Origin of the sequence: Streptacidiphilus alkalitolerans (genome assembly GCF_042511045.1) — a bacterium.
Classification (GTDB): domain Bacteria; phylum Actinomycetota; class Actinomycetes; order Streptomycetales; family Streptomycetaceae; genus Streptacidiphilus; species Streptacidiphilus alkalitolerans.
The window spans coordinates 86,227-100,239 of the sequence record NZ_JBHEZX010000002.1 but is presented as its reverse complement, the minus strand read 5'-3'; the positions used below and the strand labels follow the sequence as shown (position 1 = coordinate 100,239).

The following is a 14,013-nucleotide window of genomic DNA, read 5'->3' as shown; positions in this document are numbered from 1 at the left end:
TGTGCACCTGCAGTCCATCAGTGGGCGGCGGGAACCTGCGGCACCCTGTCTGGAAGGCGCTGCGCCGCGCGGCCGGGGGAGTTGAGTGCCGCGGTGCCGCGGAAGACCCCCCCCGAAGGCGTCCTGGCATCCGGAGAGCACCCCCGTTCGGCTGCGCCGGGCGTGCCGGCTGGCACCAGTCCCCACCAGGCTGAAGGAAGGCACTTGACCCTTGGAGGCATCATGTCGTCGTTCATCCCGATCGGGCAGCCCGTCGCACTGCTATTCGTCGCCGCGGCGTTGCTGTTCCTGCCCTCGATCTTCGGCTGATCGGAGGACCTGACGCGCCGCGGCCCCCGCCCGGACCGTACCGGTGCGGGGCCGAAACGGGTTCAGCCGATCGTCGCCCTGGCCGCAGCATCGACGGGAGCGGCGAACGCCAGGGGCGAGCCGTCGTGGTCGACGTCGCTCCAGACGGCTCCGGCTGCCTCGCTGCTGAGGATCCGGGGAGTCGTTGCACGAGATTCTCGAGGCCAGTGTGGCTGACAAGTCACCCGAGTACACGGGCATGTGAGGCAGTCACCCCTGCCCGGGGCTGCTCTGCGGCAGCACGAAGAAGAACAGCAGAAGCAGTACACCGAAGAAGATCACGACTCCGCCGATGGCGAAGATCGTGGCCCGTTGGTGGACGGTCAGTCGACGCATACGGCCAGCGTTCCAGCGCGAGCCGGAGCGAAGGAAGGGCGCGCGGCGGGGGTGGTGCACGCTTGGCGCACGAGGGGGCCAGGCAACTACGGCATCACGGATGCTGCTCTGAGCAACGACCGTGGGCGACCCTTGGGACCTCACGTCCCAGTCGCCAGGTGTCCCGGTTCACGGGGAAGCTTCATCCACCACATGCGCAGGGCCCGCGATCGCCGGCTGACAGTGCTTCCCCTGCGTAGACCGAAAGGGAGTCCGCGGTCAGCCCCGTGACGAGCGGGAGGGGCCTTCGTTGTGGTGGGTTCAGAAGTCGGTTTCCAAATGCATCATGTAGAGCGCGGCCATGGAGGCGCATTCGTCCTTCTCTCCAGGCGGTGCGAGCTTGGCTATGCCTCGCATGATGCTGAGGTTGGTCTGGCCAGTCACGTGGTCCTTGCGCAGTTCGGTCAGGGCGACTGGGATCATGCGGGCGATGGCCGGGGTGGATTCGGTGCAGACACGGCCCACCGCGGCGAGCGCGGAATCGTACGTGGCCTGGTCGGCGAGGGGGTGTCCCGCGTCGGCGGTGTCCGCGTCGCGCAGTGGTTTAGCGGACTCCCGTATGGGGGTTGTGAGGCTGTGGGGTGACCTTGGTGCCCGTACTGATGGCAGTGGCAGTGGGCGATGTGCGGGTGTTTGCGTTCGTCGTGGAAGGGGCTGAGCAGGCGCCCAGGGTGAGGACGAGGACGGCGGGGGCGAGGACGGCTGTACGGCGCATGCGCGTGTTCATTCCACAGCGTCCGGGGTGCGATGGCAGGTGGAGGCAACTGACTCGGTCTCAAGAGGCGGCGCTGCGCGCCGCCGGGCGCGCATGCCGCCTTCGGCCGACCCTCCCGGGACGGCGCAGGGCCCCGGGGGGCCGGGTCGGGGCCGGGTCAGGAAAGCGGTGCTGCGGTCCACCGCTGGTTGGCGCCGCCGTTGCAGTCCCACAGAGCCAGTTGGGTGCCGTTGGTGGTGGAGGAGGCCGGGTCGTCGAGGCAGCGGCCGGAGACCGGGTTGCGGTATCCGCCGTTGTAGGGCTGCCAGACCTGGTTGCCGCCGCCATTGCAGTCCCAGAGCTCGACCGGGGTGCCGTTGGCCGTGCCGCCGCCGGTGGCGTCCAGGCACTTGCCCAGCGCGCGCAGGGTGCCGTCACTGTGGGCGGTCCATGCTTGAGCCGGGGTGTTGTTGCAGTCCCAGATCTGCACCTTGGTGCCGTTGGCACTGCTGCCGGTGTTCACGTCCAGGCACTTGCCGGAGATGCCGGACTGCACCGGTGCCGCCAGAGCCGAGGGGGCCTTGATCCATCCGGCCGCGTCGGCGCTCTGGACGCCGGTATTGAAGGCGTCGGCCATCTTGCTGAAGCCGCCGTCGTTGGGGTGCAGGGCGTCGGACAGGTCCGAGGCGTTCAGCGCGCTCATGTCCACCAGGCGCACGTGCTGGCCGGCCGCCTGCTTTGCCGCGACGATGCTGGGGAGCTTGGCGTTGAAGTCGGCCCGGTACTGCTCCTCGGTGCTGGAGGTGGACACGATCAGGGTGCCCACCAGGACGGTCGCATCAGGGGCGTCGCGGGTGATCTGGTCGATCAGCGCCGACAGGCGGTCCGTGGCCGTGGTGGGCTGGTAGTTGCCGTTGAGGTCGTTGGTGCCGATCTCCAGCGTGACGACGTTGGGCCGGTAGGTCGCCAGCACGGAGTCGGCGATGCCGGCGATCTGGTCGATCCGCCAGCCGGAATGGCCCTCGTTGTCCGGGTCGGACATCGGGCCGTTGCGCCCGGATCCCACGAAGTCCAACGTATGGCCCTCGGCGGCCAGTTCGTTCCACAGGAAGCCGCGGTAGCTGTTGCCGGACGGGCTGCCGACGCCCCAGGTGATCGAGTCGCCCAGCGGCATCAGCCGCAGTGACGCGGGCTGCACGGCCGCAGGGCCTAACGCAGCGGGGGCCGCAGTAGCCGGCACAGCAGCGCCGAGTCCGGCTGCTGCCATGGCTACGGCGACCAAGGGTGTCGCGTACCTGTTCACCACGTTGCTCTTCATCGGTATTCCTCACGGGTGGGGGAGGGGTGGAGTACGAACGGCTGTGCCCGCTTGTGGACGGAGACCGGGTTGCCGTCCCGGAGCGAGCGTCGTCGTCACCGCGTCGTACCTGGGATGGACAACGTTGTCTCGATCGCGCCGACGGACGGTCGGCCATGTGGCGCAGTTCGCATCGGCGGTGCCGCGGCCGATGCTGCTGAAGCCCCGCCAGCAAAGGCCAGACGGGTGCGGCATGTCAACACGATAGACAAAAATAGCGCACAGGATTCGACGAGAAGCAGCAGTTGAGAGATCGAATATGTAGGAACGTGCATGGTCCTGAGGACCGAGGTCGGATGGGAGCACAGGGCATGGAGCCCCGGCTCGGCTCGGGTTCACGATGCTGGTCCTGCTGCTGACAAGCGCCTACAGGCGGTGGTCTGCGCCCCTATGCGGCGCTGGCTGATCGGCAGGAAAGGCGGTTGGTGCGGCGGGTGCGGGTGGGGTGCCCGCGCCGACCCACTGCCCTCTCGATGCAACGGGGCCACCGCCATGCAGGTAGTTCGATTCTGTCATTATTTGCAGCTATATTGACCCCCAACTCAACACGACCACACACTGTGCCAGTCCCCGACTGGAAGGTGTTCAACGATGACCAGATTCAGGTGGCTGGCCCCGCTGTGGGTGCTTGCGCTGCTCGCTGCTCTCCTGGCGGTCAGTAGCGCCCCGGCGCAGGCGGCGACGTCGTCCATCACGGTGGACGGCTCGCAGGGCGGCCGGACGTTCGACGGGATCGGTGCGATCAGCGGCGGCGGGGGTAACTCGCGTCTCCTGCGGGACTATCCGGCCGCGCAGCAGTCACAGATCCTGGATTACCTCTTCAAGCCCGGGTACGGGGCGAACCTGCAGCTGCTGAAGCTGGAGATCGGCGGCGACGCGAACTCCACCGACGGCTCCGAGCCCTCCATCGAGCACAGCCGCGGAGTCGTCAACTGCAATGCGGGCTACGAGTTCTGGCTCGGTGAGCAGGCGGTCAAGCGCAATCCGAACATCGGCCTTTACGGTCTGGCCTGGGCCGCGCCGGGCTGGATCAACGGCGGCTTCTGGTCCACAGACACGATCAACTACCTCGTCTCCTGGCTCGGCTGCGCCAAGCAGCACGGCCTGAACATCAAGTACCTCGGCGGCTGGAACGAACGCGGCCACGACGTCAACTGGTACATCCAGCTGCGCTCCGCGCTGAACAGCGCCGGCTACTCCGGCGTGCAGATCGTGGCCGACGACAGCGGCTGGGGCACGGCCGACGACATGGCCAGCAACTCGGCGTTCAACAACGCGGTGTCGGTCATCGGCGCGCACTACCCCTGCCAGGGCGACGGTGGTCCGGCGACCAGCTGCTCCAGCACCGCCACCGCCCAGAACAACGGTAAGCCGCTGTGGGCCTCGGAGAACGGATCGCAGGACATGAACACCGGCGCGCCCGCGCTGATCCGATCGATCGTTCGCGGCTACACCGACGCGAAACTGACCGCCTACCTCAACTGGCCACTGGTCGCGTCGATCTACCCCAACCTGCCGTACGCCACCGTGGGGCTGATCACCGCGCCCTCACCGTGGTCGGGCCAGTACAGCGTGGGAGAGAACACCTGGGCCACCGCGCAGGTCACCCAGTTCGCCCAGCCCGGCTGGAAGTTCATCGACTCCGCCTCCGGGTACCTGGGCGGCTCGGAGTCCAACGGCGCCTACGTGAGCCTGAAGTCACCCAACGGCAGTGACTACTCCACAGTGCTGGAGACCACGACCGCCACCGCCGCACAGACGGTGAACCTGCACGTCCAGGGCGGCTTGTCCACCGGCACCGCGCACGTGTGGGCGACCCGGGTGAACTCCCCCAGCGCCGCCACCGACTTCGTCCACACCCAGGACGTCACCCCCTCGGGCGGCTCCTACTCGCTGACTCTCCAGCCCGGCTACATCTACACGGTGACCACCACCACCGGCCAGGGCAAGGGCACCGCGGCCGGTCCTGCCGCCCACGCGCTCGCACTGCCGTACAGCGACACCTTCGACAACGTGGCCAGCGGCGCCGAGGCGGCGTACTTCTCCGACATGCAGGGCGCTTTCGAGGCCCAGCCGTGCGTGGGGCGTTCCGGGCAGTGCCTGCAGCAGATGGCACCGGTCAAGCCCATCGAATGGCAGGACGACTCGGACGCCTTCTCCCTGATGGGCGACACCACCTGGAGCGACTACACGGTCCAGTCCGACGTGAACCTGCGGCAGGCCGGCACCGTCGAGCTGCTGGGACGCGCCGGTCCGCAGAACCGCCCGCAGAGCCATCAGGCCGCCTACGAACTTCGAGTCAGCGACGCCGGCGCCTGGTCGATCGTCCGCAGTTCCACGGCCGGCGCGCTGACCACGCTGGCCTCGGGCAATCGCACAGCGCTGGGCACGAACACGTGGCACACCCTGGCCCTGGGCTTCTCCGGAGACCGCATCACCGCCACTGCGGACGGCAGCACGCTGGGAGCCGTCAACGACAGCACCTACCCCGCAGGCCAGGTCGGCATCGGCGTCGTGGGCTACCAGACCGACCAGTTCGACAACCTGTCGGTCACCGCGAACCCGCCGGGCAACCGCACCGGCATCCTCAAGGGCTCCGGGTCGGGCCTGTGCACGGACGTGCCGGGCGCCACCCAGGACAACAGCACCCAGGTCGCCCTGTGGGACTGCAACGGCCAGACCAACCAGTCCTGGACCCTGACGCCCACCGGACAGCTCACCGTCTACGGCGGCGCCAAGTGCCTGGACGTGCGCGCCGCCGGCACGGCCGACGGCACCGCCGTGCAGATCTATGACTGCAACAACACCCCCGCCCAGCAGTGGACGGTGAACAGCGACGGCACGGTGGTCAACCCGGCGACGGGCAAGTGCCTGGACGCCGCCGGCGCGACACCGAGCACGCTGCTGGAGATCTGGACCTGCAACGGCGGCGCCAACCAGGTGTGGATGCGCGGGGCCCAGGCCGGACCGCTGAAGGGCCAGGAGTCGGGGCGCTGCGTGGACGTCCCCGGCGGCAGCCAGGCCAACGGCGCCCAGCCGGCCCTGTGGGACTGCAATGGAGCCGGGAACCAGACCTGGACCTCAACCGCGAACAACCTGCTGACCGTCTACGACAACAAGTGCCTGGAGGTCACCGGCAATGCCACCGCGGACGGCAGCCCGGTCGAGATCTATGACTGCAACGGCGGCGCCAACCAGCAGTGGCGGGTCCGCGCTGACGGCAGCGTGATCAACGTCGGCTCCGGCAAGTGCCTCGATGCGGTGGCCCACGGCACCGCCGACAACACCGCTCTGGACATCTGGCCCTGCACAGGTGCTGCCAACCAGCAGTGGCACCGCATGTAGGCCGCCACCGCCCGTTCCTCCGCTGCCTTCCGGGCCCGCCGGAGTTCACTCGCTGGCGGGCCCGGAAGGCAGCTACCACACCGCAGCCCCGGGTCGGCGGAACGACCATACGGCGGTGAGCCGGCACCCCGTTCTCATGGCCCCCGTATCGCCGACGAGTGGATCGGCTCGTCCGCGTCGAGGAGGTGGATACCCCTCGCGACATCTTGTCTAGCCTGCCGCTTCGCGGATTCGTACTCGGCGACGGGGAAGGCGAATTCGGCCGCGACCGGAACCGATGCCGGGGCTGCCGCGGTACTGCCCACCGCGTAGACCAGATCGTCGTAGTCCAGTGACCGCCCCGAGGCGAGCTCCACAGTGCGGGCAGCGGCGTCGATCCGCTCGGCGGAGTCGACCAACAGCCGTACCCTCGCGCCCAGCAGCGTGGTGAAGTCCACTTCGGCGCTGCCGCTGCCGCTGCCGACCACGAACTGGTGCAGTCTGACGCGGTCGACGAACGACGGGCGGGCATTGAGCAGGGTGACGTCCACCGCTGGGCTCGACTGCAGCCGGTTGGCGGCCAGAGTGCCGGCGTAGCCGCCGCCGATGACGACGATTCTGCTGGACGGACACCTGGGATCAGGGGCTTCGGCCAAGTTCCCACCACTCGCCGGACACACCCGTCAGGAGAGTGGGGAGAAGGAGGTGGGGAGGGCGATGGTGGAGGTTGCCCGGGTGACGTACTGCGGGCCATGAGCGGGTGGCCAGATGCCGAGCTGCTTCGCCTGGGCGCGGACGGCGAGTCGCTGGTCGAGGCTGGAGTAGGGCCAGATGTGGGTGATCCGCGGATGACCGTCCAGGGCGTAGAGGGCGGTGGTCAGCGGGGAGAGGGCTGTGCGGGCGGGGAGCGACGACTGCCAGCCGGCCATGGTCGCGCCGAGGCCGCCGACGGTGAGGTGGTAGGTACGGATCTCGTACACGCCTCCGTGGCTTCCCGGCGTGATGGGTGGCAGGTAGGGGAATTGGGTGTGGCTGGTCGCCTCGAAGCCCTGCAGGTACTCGCCGACTCCGTAGGGATTGGACCCGGTCAGGACTCGTCGGCGTTCCTGGTGGTGTTCCAGGGCGTCGCTGAAGCAGCGTAGGAGGATGACGCGTCCGAAGATCTCTCCGTGCTCGGGCTCCCAGCAGCCGAGCAGTTCACCGGCCGCCTGCGGACCGGTGGTGTAGTGCTCCAGTTCCGCGAGGGCTTTGGGCACGGTGAACGGTTCGAGCGACAGGGCGGCGAGTTCGTAGAGCATCGGGGGTGTCTCTTCCTCGGTGGAGTGGACGGTTGCGGGGCAGATCTAGCGGGTGAGGTCGAGGGCTGCCCGGATGATGCTGTCGGCGTCGATGCCGTGGTAGCGGTAGACGTCGTCGAGGGTCCCGGACTGGCCGAAGCCGGTGACGCCCAGGGCCCGGTGCGGGACCTGGTTGACGGTGGCGAGGAAGGCCAGGGTGTGGGGGTGGCCGTCCAGCACGGTCACCAGGGGGGTGGCGCGGGATGCGGGAAGGACCGCGTCCAGGATCCAACTGCCTGCCGCGTCGGCGCCGTCCTGGCCGTTGCGCGCCTGCAGGGCTCGGAAGAGCAGGTCGGGGCTGGTGACGCAGACGACGTCGGTGGGGACGCCTGTCTGTTCCAGCCGGTCGGCCGCAGCGAGGGCCTCGGTCAGCATGGCGCCCACGGCCGCGATCGTGACCGAAGCCGTGGGTGCGGAGGCGGTGCGGCGCAGGGTGTAGGCGCCTGCGACCACCTGGCGGCGGCGGCGTTCGCGTGCGGCCGGATCGGTGGGGACGCGGGCGAGTGACTGGTCGACCGGGCGGGTGGACAGCCGCAGGTAGGCGGACTCTCCGCCGGGGCGGCCCAGTCGGGCCAGGGCGGCCAGCAGCGTCCACTCGGTGTCGATGGCGAAGGCCGGCTCGTACGTGGTGCAGCCGGGCTGCTCGATGCCGATCGAGGGGGTGGTGATCGACTGGTGCGCGCCGCCCTCGGGGGCCAGGGTGACCCCGGAGGGGGTGCCCACCAGGATGGACTGGCCCCCCGCGTAGATCCCGAAGGACCAGGGCTCCAGGGCGCGTTCGACGAACGGGTCGTAGAGTACGCCGATCGGCAGCAGGGGTTCGCCCCAGCGGCTCCAGGTCGCGCCGAGCTCTCCCAGCAGGCCGACCAGGTTGGTCTCGGCGATGCCCAACTCGATGTGCTGCCCTGCGGGCTTCTCGTGCCAGTGCAGGATGGTCTCGGCGTCGTCGGCGAACCAGTTCGTCCGCTCGGACGCCGACCACACGCCGACCTTGTTGACCCAGCCGCCCAGGTTGGTCGAGGAACTGACGTCGGGGCTGACGGTGACCACCCGGGCCGCGGCCTCGGGGGCGGCCCGGGTGAGGTCGAGCAGGGTGCGGCCGAGTGCCGCCTGGGTGGTGGCGACCCCCATGGGCGTGCGGCCGATGTCGGTCGGCAGTGCGGGCGGGGCGGCCGGCGGCGGGTTCCGGCGGCGCAGCTGTGTCCCGCGTTCGGCGCACAGTCGGCCGGCGGCCGAGTCCGGGGCGAACCGGGTCCAGGACTGTCCGGGGTCGACGCCGACCTGTTCGGCGAGTGCGAGCATCTGCTGGTCGGTCAGCAGCGCGGAGTGGTTCTGCGGGTGGCCCGCGGTGGGCAGCCCTCGGCCCTTGACCGTGTAGGCGAAGATCACAGTGGGGCGGCCGTCGTCGATGGCGGCGAAGGCCCCGTCCAGGGCGGTCAGGTCGTGTCCCCCCAGGTTGCGGACGGCCTCGATCAGACTGTCGTCGTCGAGAGAGGCCAGCAGTCCGGCGATCGCGACCGCGTCGGTTGTCGTGCCGGGAAGCCGGTGGCGCAGTTCGGAGGCACTGCAGCGGAGCAGGCGCTGGTACTCGGGGTTGGGCATGGTGTCGAGGCGGGCGCGCAGCTCCGTACCGCCGGGGCGGGTGAAAAGCTGTTCCAGGGTGCGCCCGTACTTGAGGGTGATGACCTGCCAGCCGGCTGCGGCGAACATGCCCTGGAGGCGGCCTGCGGCGATGTTGGGCACCACGCGGTCCAGCGACTGCCGGTTCAGGTCGACGATCCAGACGAGTTCGCCCAGTTCGGCGACTTGGGGGTCCAGCACGGCCTCCCAGATCGCGCCCTCGTCCAGTTCGGCGTCGCCCACCAGCGCGTACTGCCGTCCGCGCGGCTCATGGGTTTGGTCGTGGAAGGTGTCCTCGGCTGAGGGCACCGCGTAGCGGCGCGCCAGGGCGCCCCAGATCGTGGCGGTGGCGCCGATTCCGACAGAGCCGGTGGAGTAGTCGACCGGGTCGGGGTCCTTGGAGCGGCTCGGGTAGCTCTGCAGCCCGCCGAAGGCGCGCAGGGTCGTCAGCCATTCCTCGTCGAGTTCACCCAGCAGGTAGTTGATGCCGTGCAGTACCGGGGAGGCATGCGGCTTGACGGAGACCCGGTCCTGGGGCCGCAGGTGCCGGAACCACAGCGATGTCATGATTGACACCATGGAGGCGCTGGAGGCTTGATGGCCACCGACCTTGAGCCCTGACGGGTTCGGACGCACCCGGTTGGCATGGTGCACGATCGCACTCGACAGCCACAGCACCCGCTGCTCGATTTCGGACAGCGGGTGGGGGAACGTCTGGGCTCCACCGCCGAAGCACGCCTGCTGGCCAGTGGGGATGCGACTGGTCATCCTGGAGCTACCTCCCTCGTAGTGTTAGATTTGATAACACCAGTCTGGACCCCGTCGCACAAGTGCTCGTTGGAAACCCGCGCCCTGGCACCGCTGCCCGACCGCGCACTCGATTGTCCGTCGCTATCGCTGATATCGTGGCAGCCGGACAGCGCCCACCAGCGGGCGGAGTCGTGGAGGAGGCCGTCCATGGGAGAACCGACCACGGCATCCTTCGTCCGCCCGGTGCAGTCGGTCTCGGTGGTCGACAGCGTGATCAAGGAGGTCCGACGGGCCATCCTCAGCGGGTCCCTCCGCCCGGGGCAGCCGTTCTCCCTGCGTGAGATCGCCGAACAACTGGGTGTGAGCTTCATTCCGGTCCGCGAGGCACTGCACCACCTCGAGGGCCAGGGCCTGGTGATCACAAGCCGGGGCAAGAGCGCGACAGTCGCTCCCCTCAGCCATGCGGACCTGCGAGCCGTCTACCGGCTGCGGCGCCAGATCGAACCCGAACTCATCGGCCGGGCCAGCCTGCTGCTGACCGACGCCGACCACACCCGGCTGGCCGGCTACCTGCCGGTCTTCGCCGACGCGGCACTGGGCATGGATGAGATCTACGAGGCCCACCACGAGTTCCATTTGGAACTGCTGCGTCCCGCCGCGACCCCGTGGGACCTGCGCACCCTGGAGATGCTCGGTCGCGCGGCCGAGCGCTACATCCGTCTGAGCTTCGGCGGCCTGGACGCGGACCCGGATGAGCCCCACCGGCGCGAGCAGGCCCACAGCGTACTGCTGGAGGCTGTGCGCCGACGCGATCCGGGTGCCGCCGCGCACGCCCTGCTCGAACACCTGGACACCAACGAGCGCATTGCCCAGCGGGGCATCGACGCCGTCGCCGACTGATTCGGCGCTCCTTCCGGCGTCGGCTTCTGCCCGAGGCGCCCCCATCGGCACCGAAACACGCGGCAGTGTTCCCTCCCTTGCTGTTATCACATATCCCGTCGTACGCTCTTCATGATGTTCCGGCGATCCCACGACCTGTGCCGGCTGTGGGGAGTGGCGTTCCGGATCACTTGCGAAATCGCGCCGTGGCGGGCGGCGACCACCAGAAGTTGCTCGGCCACCCGCCTGCACGGCCACCACGCGGTGTCCGGCCGCGCCCGCTTCCGTCCTGTTCCCACTGCTCCAGGAGTTTCCCGTGCGCATCGCCAATCTCTCCGGCCGCCTGAGTCTGATCGTGGACGGGCTGGCGGTGGACGTCGAGCAGGCCAGCGGAGGCCGTTTCGCGGCTGACCCGCAGGCGGTCTACGACCACTGGGCGGAGTTCCGCGGCTGGGTCGACCAGGCCGCCGATCTGCCCGAGGGCACCGCCTTCGCCGCTGCTGATCTGGGTGCCCCGGCCCCAGGCCCGCGTCAGGTCGTCGCGGCCGGTCTCAACTACCGTGACCATGCCGCCGAAGCGGGGCTGGCGCTGCCGGACGAGATGCCGCCGGTGTTCACCAAGTTCGTCAGCAGCATCACCGGTCCGGTCAGCGAGGTCGAGCTGCCCCACGGTGGCCACACCGACTGGGAGGTCGAGCTGGTCCTGGTGATCGGCACCCGGGCCCACCGCGTCTCCAAGGACGCGGCCTGGAGCCATGTCGCCGGACTGACCGTGGGTCAGGACCTGTCCGAGCGGATCATCCAGCTCGCCGGACCCGCACCGCAGTTCAGCCTGGGCAAGTCCTACCCGGGCTTCGCGCCGATGGGCCCGTGGCTGGTCACTCCTGACGAGTTCGAGGACCCCGACGACCTGGAACTCCAGTGCAGCGTCAACGGCGAGCAGATGCAGAAGAGCCGTACCAGCGAACTCATCTTCCCGGTACCCGAACTGATCGCCCGTCTGTCCGCGGTCCTGCCGCTGCTGCCCGGCGACGTCGTGTTCACCGGCACTCCGGCCGGCGTGGGCCTTGGCCGCAGCCCGCAGAAGTGGCTGGCCGCCGGCGACGAGCTCGTCACCAGCATCGAGGGCATCGGCGAACTGCGCCAGCGCTTCACCGACTGAACCCGTGCCGAGCAGCCCCACGCACTCCACCCCGCCCCGCCCGACTGACGCCCCAGGTTCCGATCAAGGAGGATCGCGTGACCAGTACGCCGAAGTTCGCCCATGTCGTTTTCCAGACCAGCCAGCCCACTCAGATGCGGGACTGGTACTGCGCGGTCCTGGAAGGCCACACCGTCTACCAGGACGACGCCCTGTGCTTCGTCACCTACGACGACGAGCACCACCGGGTGGCCCTGATCACCCCGCCCGCGCAACTGGTACGGAAGACCCCCACCACCGCTTCCGTGCACCACGTCGCCTACACCTTCGGCAGCCTGGACGACCTGCTGGAGCGGTACGAACTGCTGCTGGCCAAGGGAGTGGAGCCCGCTGTGTGCATCGCCCACGGGGTCACCACCTCGATGTACTACCAGGACCCGGACGGCAACTTCGTCGAGATGCAGATCGACAACTTCGACAAGCCGGAGGAGGCTACCGCGTACATGCACGGCCCGGAATACGGGGCCGACTCCGTGGGTCCCGCCTTCGACCCGGCGGCGCTGCTCGACGCCCGCCGTGGCGGTGCCCCGGTCCGGGAGCTCACCGACCGTTCCTGGGCCCTGCGGAGCGAACTGCCCGATCCCATGGGCGTCCTGCTCGGCGGCTGACGGCTTCGGTGCGGCAGGTCCCCGCTGAGTCCTCGGCCCCCTGTGTCGGCAGGGGGCCGCGGACTCAGCGCGCGTCTGCGGCCACAGGTGCCACTCAGGCTGCGGGCGGGTACTCGATGCCACGGATCCAGACGCGCTGGATGTTCCGGGTCGCCGTGATGTCGGTGGTGGGGTCGCCGTCGACGAGGACCAGGTCGGCCCGGTAGCCGGGGAGCACGGCGCCGCGGTCCTTGTACCCGAAGGACTGCGCCGGGAGCGCGGTGGCCGAGCGCAGGGCTTCTAGCGGGGAGAGCCCCGCGTCGACGAGAAGTTCGAGCTCGTGGTGCAGGCTGCTGCCGTACGCCGGCTGCACCGGGATGCCCGGCGTGTGGTTGGAGTCGGTCCCGGCGAGGATCCGGACGCCCGCCCGGTGCAGGGCGGCGACGCTGCCGCTGGCCGCGGCGTAGTTCAGTCCGGGGATCCCGAGGTTGGCGAAGCCCTCCATGATGGTGAGGGTGGGGACCGAGATGCGGTGCCCGGAGACGTACTGGGCGGCTGCGGCGCTGGTCAGGGCGGTGTCGAGGGGCACATGATGGATCATGTCGATTCCGGCGAGCAGCGACATGGCGACGTCGGCGGCCGTGGTGGCGTGGGCCATGACCGGCTTGCCGAAGCCGTGCGCCGCCTTGGTGACGGCGTTCAGTGTGGGCTGGTCCAGACCGTCGACCCCCGGGGTACCGGTGATCACCTTGATGTAGTCGGACCCCTCTGCGACGCGGGCGGCCACGAAGCTGGTGGCCTGGTTCGGACCGGTCACGATGCCGGCCGGTGGGAAGCCGGGGATCTGGGCCTGCAGGCTCCCCGGTGCGACGGCGGGGATGCCGGCACTCTGAATGTCCGTCAGCCCGGCCTGCTTGCGCAGGGAGTTCACCAGCGTGGGAGGCCAGCAGGCCATGTCCATGGCGGTGGTGACCCCGTAGCCGGCCAGTTGCTCCAGCGTGGTGACGTCGGTCAGGTGGATGTGGGCGTCGATCAGCCCGGGCAGCAGGGTCGCGCCGCCGCAGTCGACCGTCCTGGCCCCCAGCGCGGCGATGCCGATCAGGCCGTAGTCGATGACCACGCTGCGGGGTGCCGTGAGCTTCTGTCCGTCGAACACCCGGACGTTGGTCAGCACCACCCGCTCGGGGGTGCCGGCAGCAGCGGTCCGTTCGGTGGCGCGGGCCGGCTCGGGCCGCAGCAGTGCGGCGGCACCGGACAGCGCCACCCCGGTCCCGGCTGCGGTCTGCAGGAAGGAGCGCCTGGTCCACTCATTGGTGCACATGAGTTCGTGTCCTCTCTCGGCGTTTCTGGCTCGGACGCGCGGTGGGGAGGGGTGCGTCGGGACGGTGGAGAGCCGCGAGGAAGTGGCTCAGCGGCTCGACTCAGTGCCCATACCTAAGCAGCGATATGTGATAACAACAAGAGTGCGGACCGGACTCGTCAGGAGGCAACCCCTGGGCGCCCGTTGGGCCGTGTCTGCCAGGAGCGGACCCGAAGCCGGT

Annotated in this window: 11 protein-coding genes; 4 read left to right on the top strand and 7 right to left on the bottom strand. The window is 69.4% G+C overall.

Going from position 1 to position 14,013, the window contains the following annotated elements:
* Positions 1-558: 558 nt before the first annotated feature.
* The 3 genes from ACEZDG_RS04270 to ACEZDG_RS04260 all read right to left on the bottom strand — a co-directional run bounded on the left by ACEZDG_RS04270 (position 559) and on the right by ACEZDG_RS04260 (position 2,735).
* Positions 559-684, bottom strand: coding sequence for a hypothetical protein (locus tag ACEZDG_RS04270; protein WP_380502424.1), 126 nt, complete (start codon positions 682-684; stop codon positions 559-561).
* 300 nt (positions 685-984) lie between these two features.
* Positions 985-1,146, bottom strand: coding sequence for a hypothetical protein (locus ACEZDG_RS04265; RefSeq protein ID WP_380502422.1), 162 nt, complete (start codon positions 1,144-1,146; stop codon positions 985-987).
* A 449-nt stretch (positions 1,147-1,595) separates the two neighbouring features.
* Positions 1,596-2,735, bottom strand: a complete 1,140-nt coding sequence (locus ACEZDG_RS04260; protein WP_380502419.1) for a ricin-type beta-trefoil lectin domain protein — start codon at positions 2,733-2,735, stop codon at positions 1,596-1,598.
* A gap of 630 nt (positions 2,736-3,365) precedes the next feature.
* Between ACEZDG_RS04260 and ACEZDG_RS04255 the strand changes: the two genes are divergently transcribed.
* Positions 3,366-6,119, top strand: a complete 2,754-nt coding sequence (locus ACEZDG_RS04255; RefSeq protein ID WP_380502417.1) for a ricin-type beta-trefoil lectin domain protein — start codon at positions 3,366-3,368, stop codon at positions 6,117-6,119.
* 134 nt (positions 6,120-6,253) lie between these two features.
* On the opposite strand, the gene ACEZDG_RS04250 is transcribed toward ACEZDG_RS04255, so the two are convergent.
* Genes ACEZDG_RS04250 through ACEZDG_RS04240 form a run of 3 tightly spaced genes read right to left on the bottom strand, consistent with a single transcriptional unit; the run spans position 6,254 to position 9,811 of the window.
* On the bottom strand, positions 6,254-6,754 hold the full coding sequence (locus tag ACEZDG_RS04250) for an FAD-dependent oxidoreductase (protein ID WP_380502414.1): 501 nt from the start codon (positions 6,752-6,754) through the stop codon (positions 6,254-6,256).
* A 27-nt stretch (positions 6,755-6,781) separates the two neighbouring features.
* Complete coding sequence (locus ACEZDG_RS04245; protein ID WP_380502411.1) at positions 6,782-7,396, bottom strand: NIPSNAP family protein; 615 nt, start codon at positions 7,394-7,396, stop codon at positions 6,782-6,784.
* 45 nt (positions 7,397-7,441) lie between these two features.
* Positions 7,442-9,811 (bottom strand): transketolase-like TK C-terminal-containing protein, encoded by a 2,370-nt coding sequence (locus ACEZDG_RS04240; protein WP_380503819.1) that lies wholly within the window; start codon positions 9,809-9,811, stop codon positions 7,442-7,444.
* A gap of 201 nt (positions 9,812-10,012) precedes the next feature.
* Here ACEZDG_RS04240 and ACEZDG_RS04235 point away from each other — a divergent pair, with 201 nt between their 5' ends.
* The 3 genes from ACEZDG_RS04235 (at position 10,013) to ACEZDG_RS04225 (ending at position 12,493) form a co-directional block, all read left to right on the top strand.
* Positions 10,013-10,705 (top strand): GntR family transcriptional regulator, encoded by a 693-nt coding sequence (locus ACEZDG_RS04235; protein ID WP_380502409.1) that lies wholly within the window; start codon positions 10,013-10,015, stop codon positions 10,703-10,705.
* A 295-nt stretch (positions 10,706-11,000) separates the two neighbouring features.
* On the top strand, positions 11,001-11,846 hold the full coding sequence (locus ACEZDG_RS04230) for a fumarylacetoacetate hydrolase family protein (RefSeq protein WP_380502406.1): 846 nt from the start codon (positions 11,001-11,003) through the stop codon (positions 11,844-11,846).
* A gap of 77 nt (positions 11,847-11,923) precedes the next feature.
* Entirely contained in the window at positions 11,924-12,493 is a 570-nt protein-coding gene (locus ACEZDG_RS04225) for a VOC family protein (protein ID WP_380502403.1), read from the top strand.
* Between the two features lie 94 nt (positions 12,494-12,587).
* Here ACEZDG_RS04225 and ACEZDG_RS04220 read toward each other — a convergent pair whose 3' ends face one another.
* Positions 12,588-13,793: an amidohydrolase family protein gene (locus ACEZDG_RS04220; RefSeq protein WP_380502400.1), complete on the bottom strand. Its 1,206-nt coding sequence runs from the start codon at positions 13,791-13,793 to the stop codon at positions 12,588-12,590.
* Positions 13,794-14,013 lie beyond the last annotated feature (220 nt).

Coding starts and splice junctions, on each gene's coding strand:
- ACEZDG_RS04260 (WP_380502419.1), bottom strand. CDS start 2,735: ATGAAGAGCAACGTGGTGAACAGGTACGCGACACCCTTGGTCGCCGTA.
- ACEZDG_RS04255 (WP_380502417.1), top strand. CDS start 3,366: ATGACCAGATTCAGGTGGCTGGCCCCGCTGTGGGTGCTTGCGCTGCTC.
- ACEZDG_RS04235 (WP_380502409.1), top strand. CDS start 10,013: ATGGGAGAACCGACCACGGCATCCTTCGTCCGCCCGGTGCAGTCGGTC.
- ACEZDG_RS04245 (WP_380502411.1), bottom strand. CDS start 7,396: ATGCTCTACGAACTCGCCGCCCTGTCGCTCGAACCGTTCACCGTGCCC.
- ACEZDG_RS04220 (WP_380502400.1), bottom strand. CDS start 13,793: ATGTGCACCAATGAGTGGACCAGGCGCTCCTTCCTGCAGACCGCAGCC.
- ACEZDG_RS04270 (WP_380502424.1), bottom strand. CDS start 684: ATGCGTCGACTGACCGTCCACCAACGGGCCACGATCTTCGCCATCGGC.
- ACEZDG_RS04265 (WP_380502422.1), bottom strand. CDS start 1,146: ATGATCCCAGTCGCCCTGACCGAACTGCGCAAGGACCACGTGACTGGC.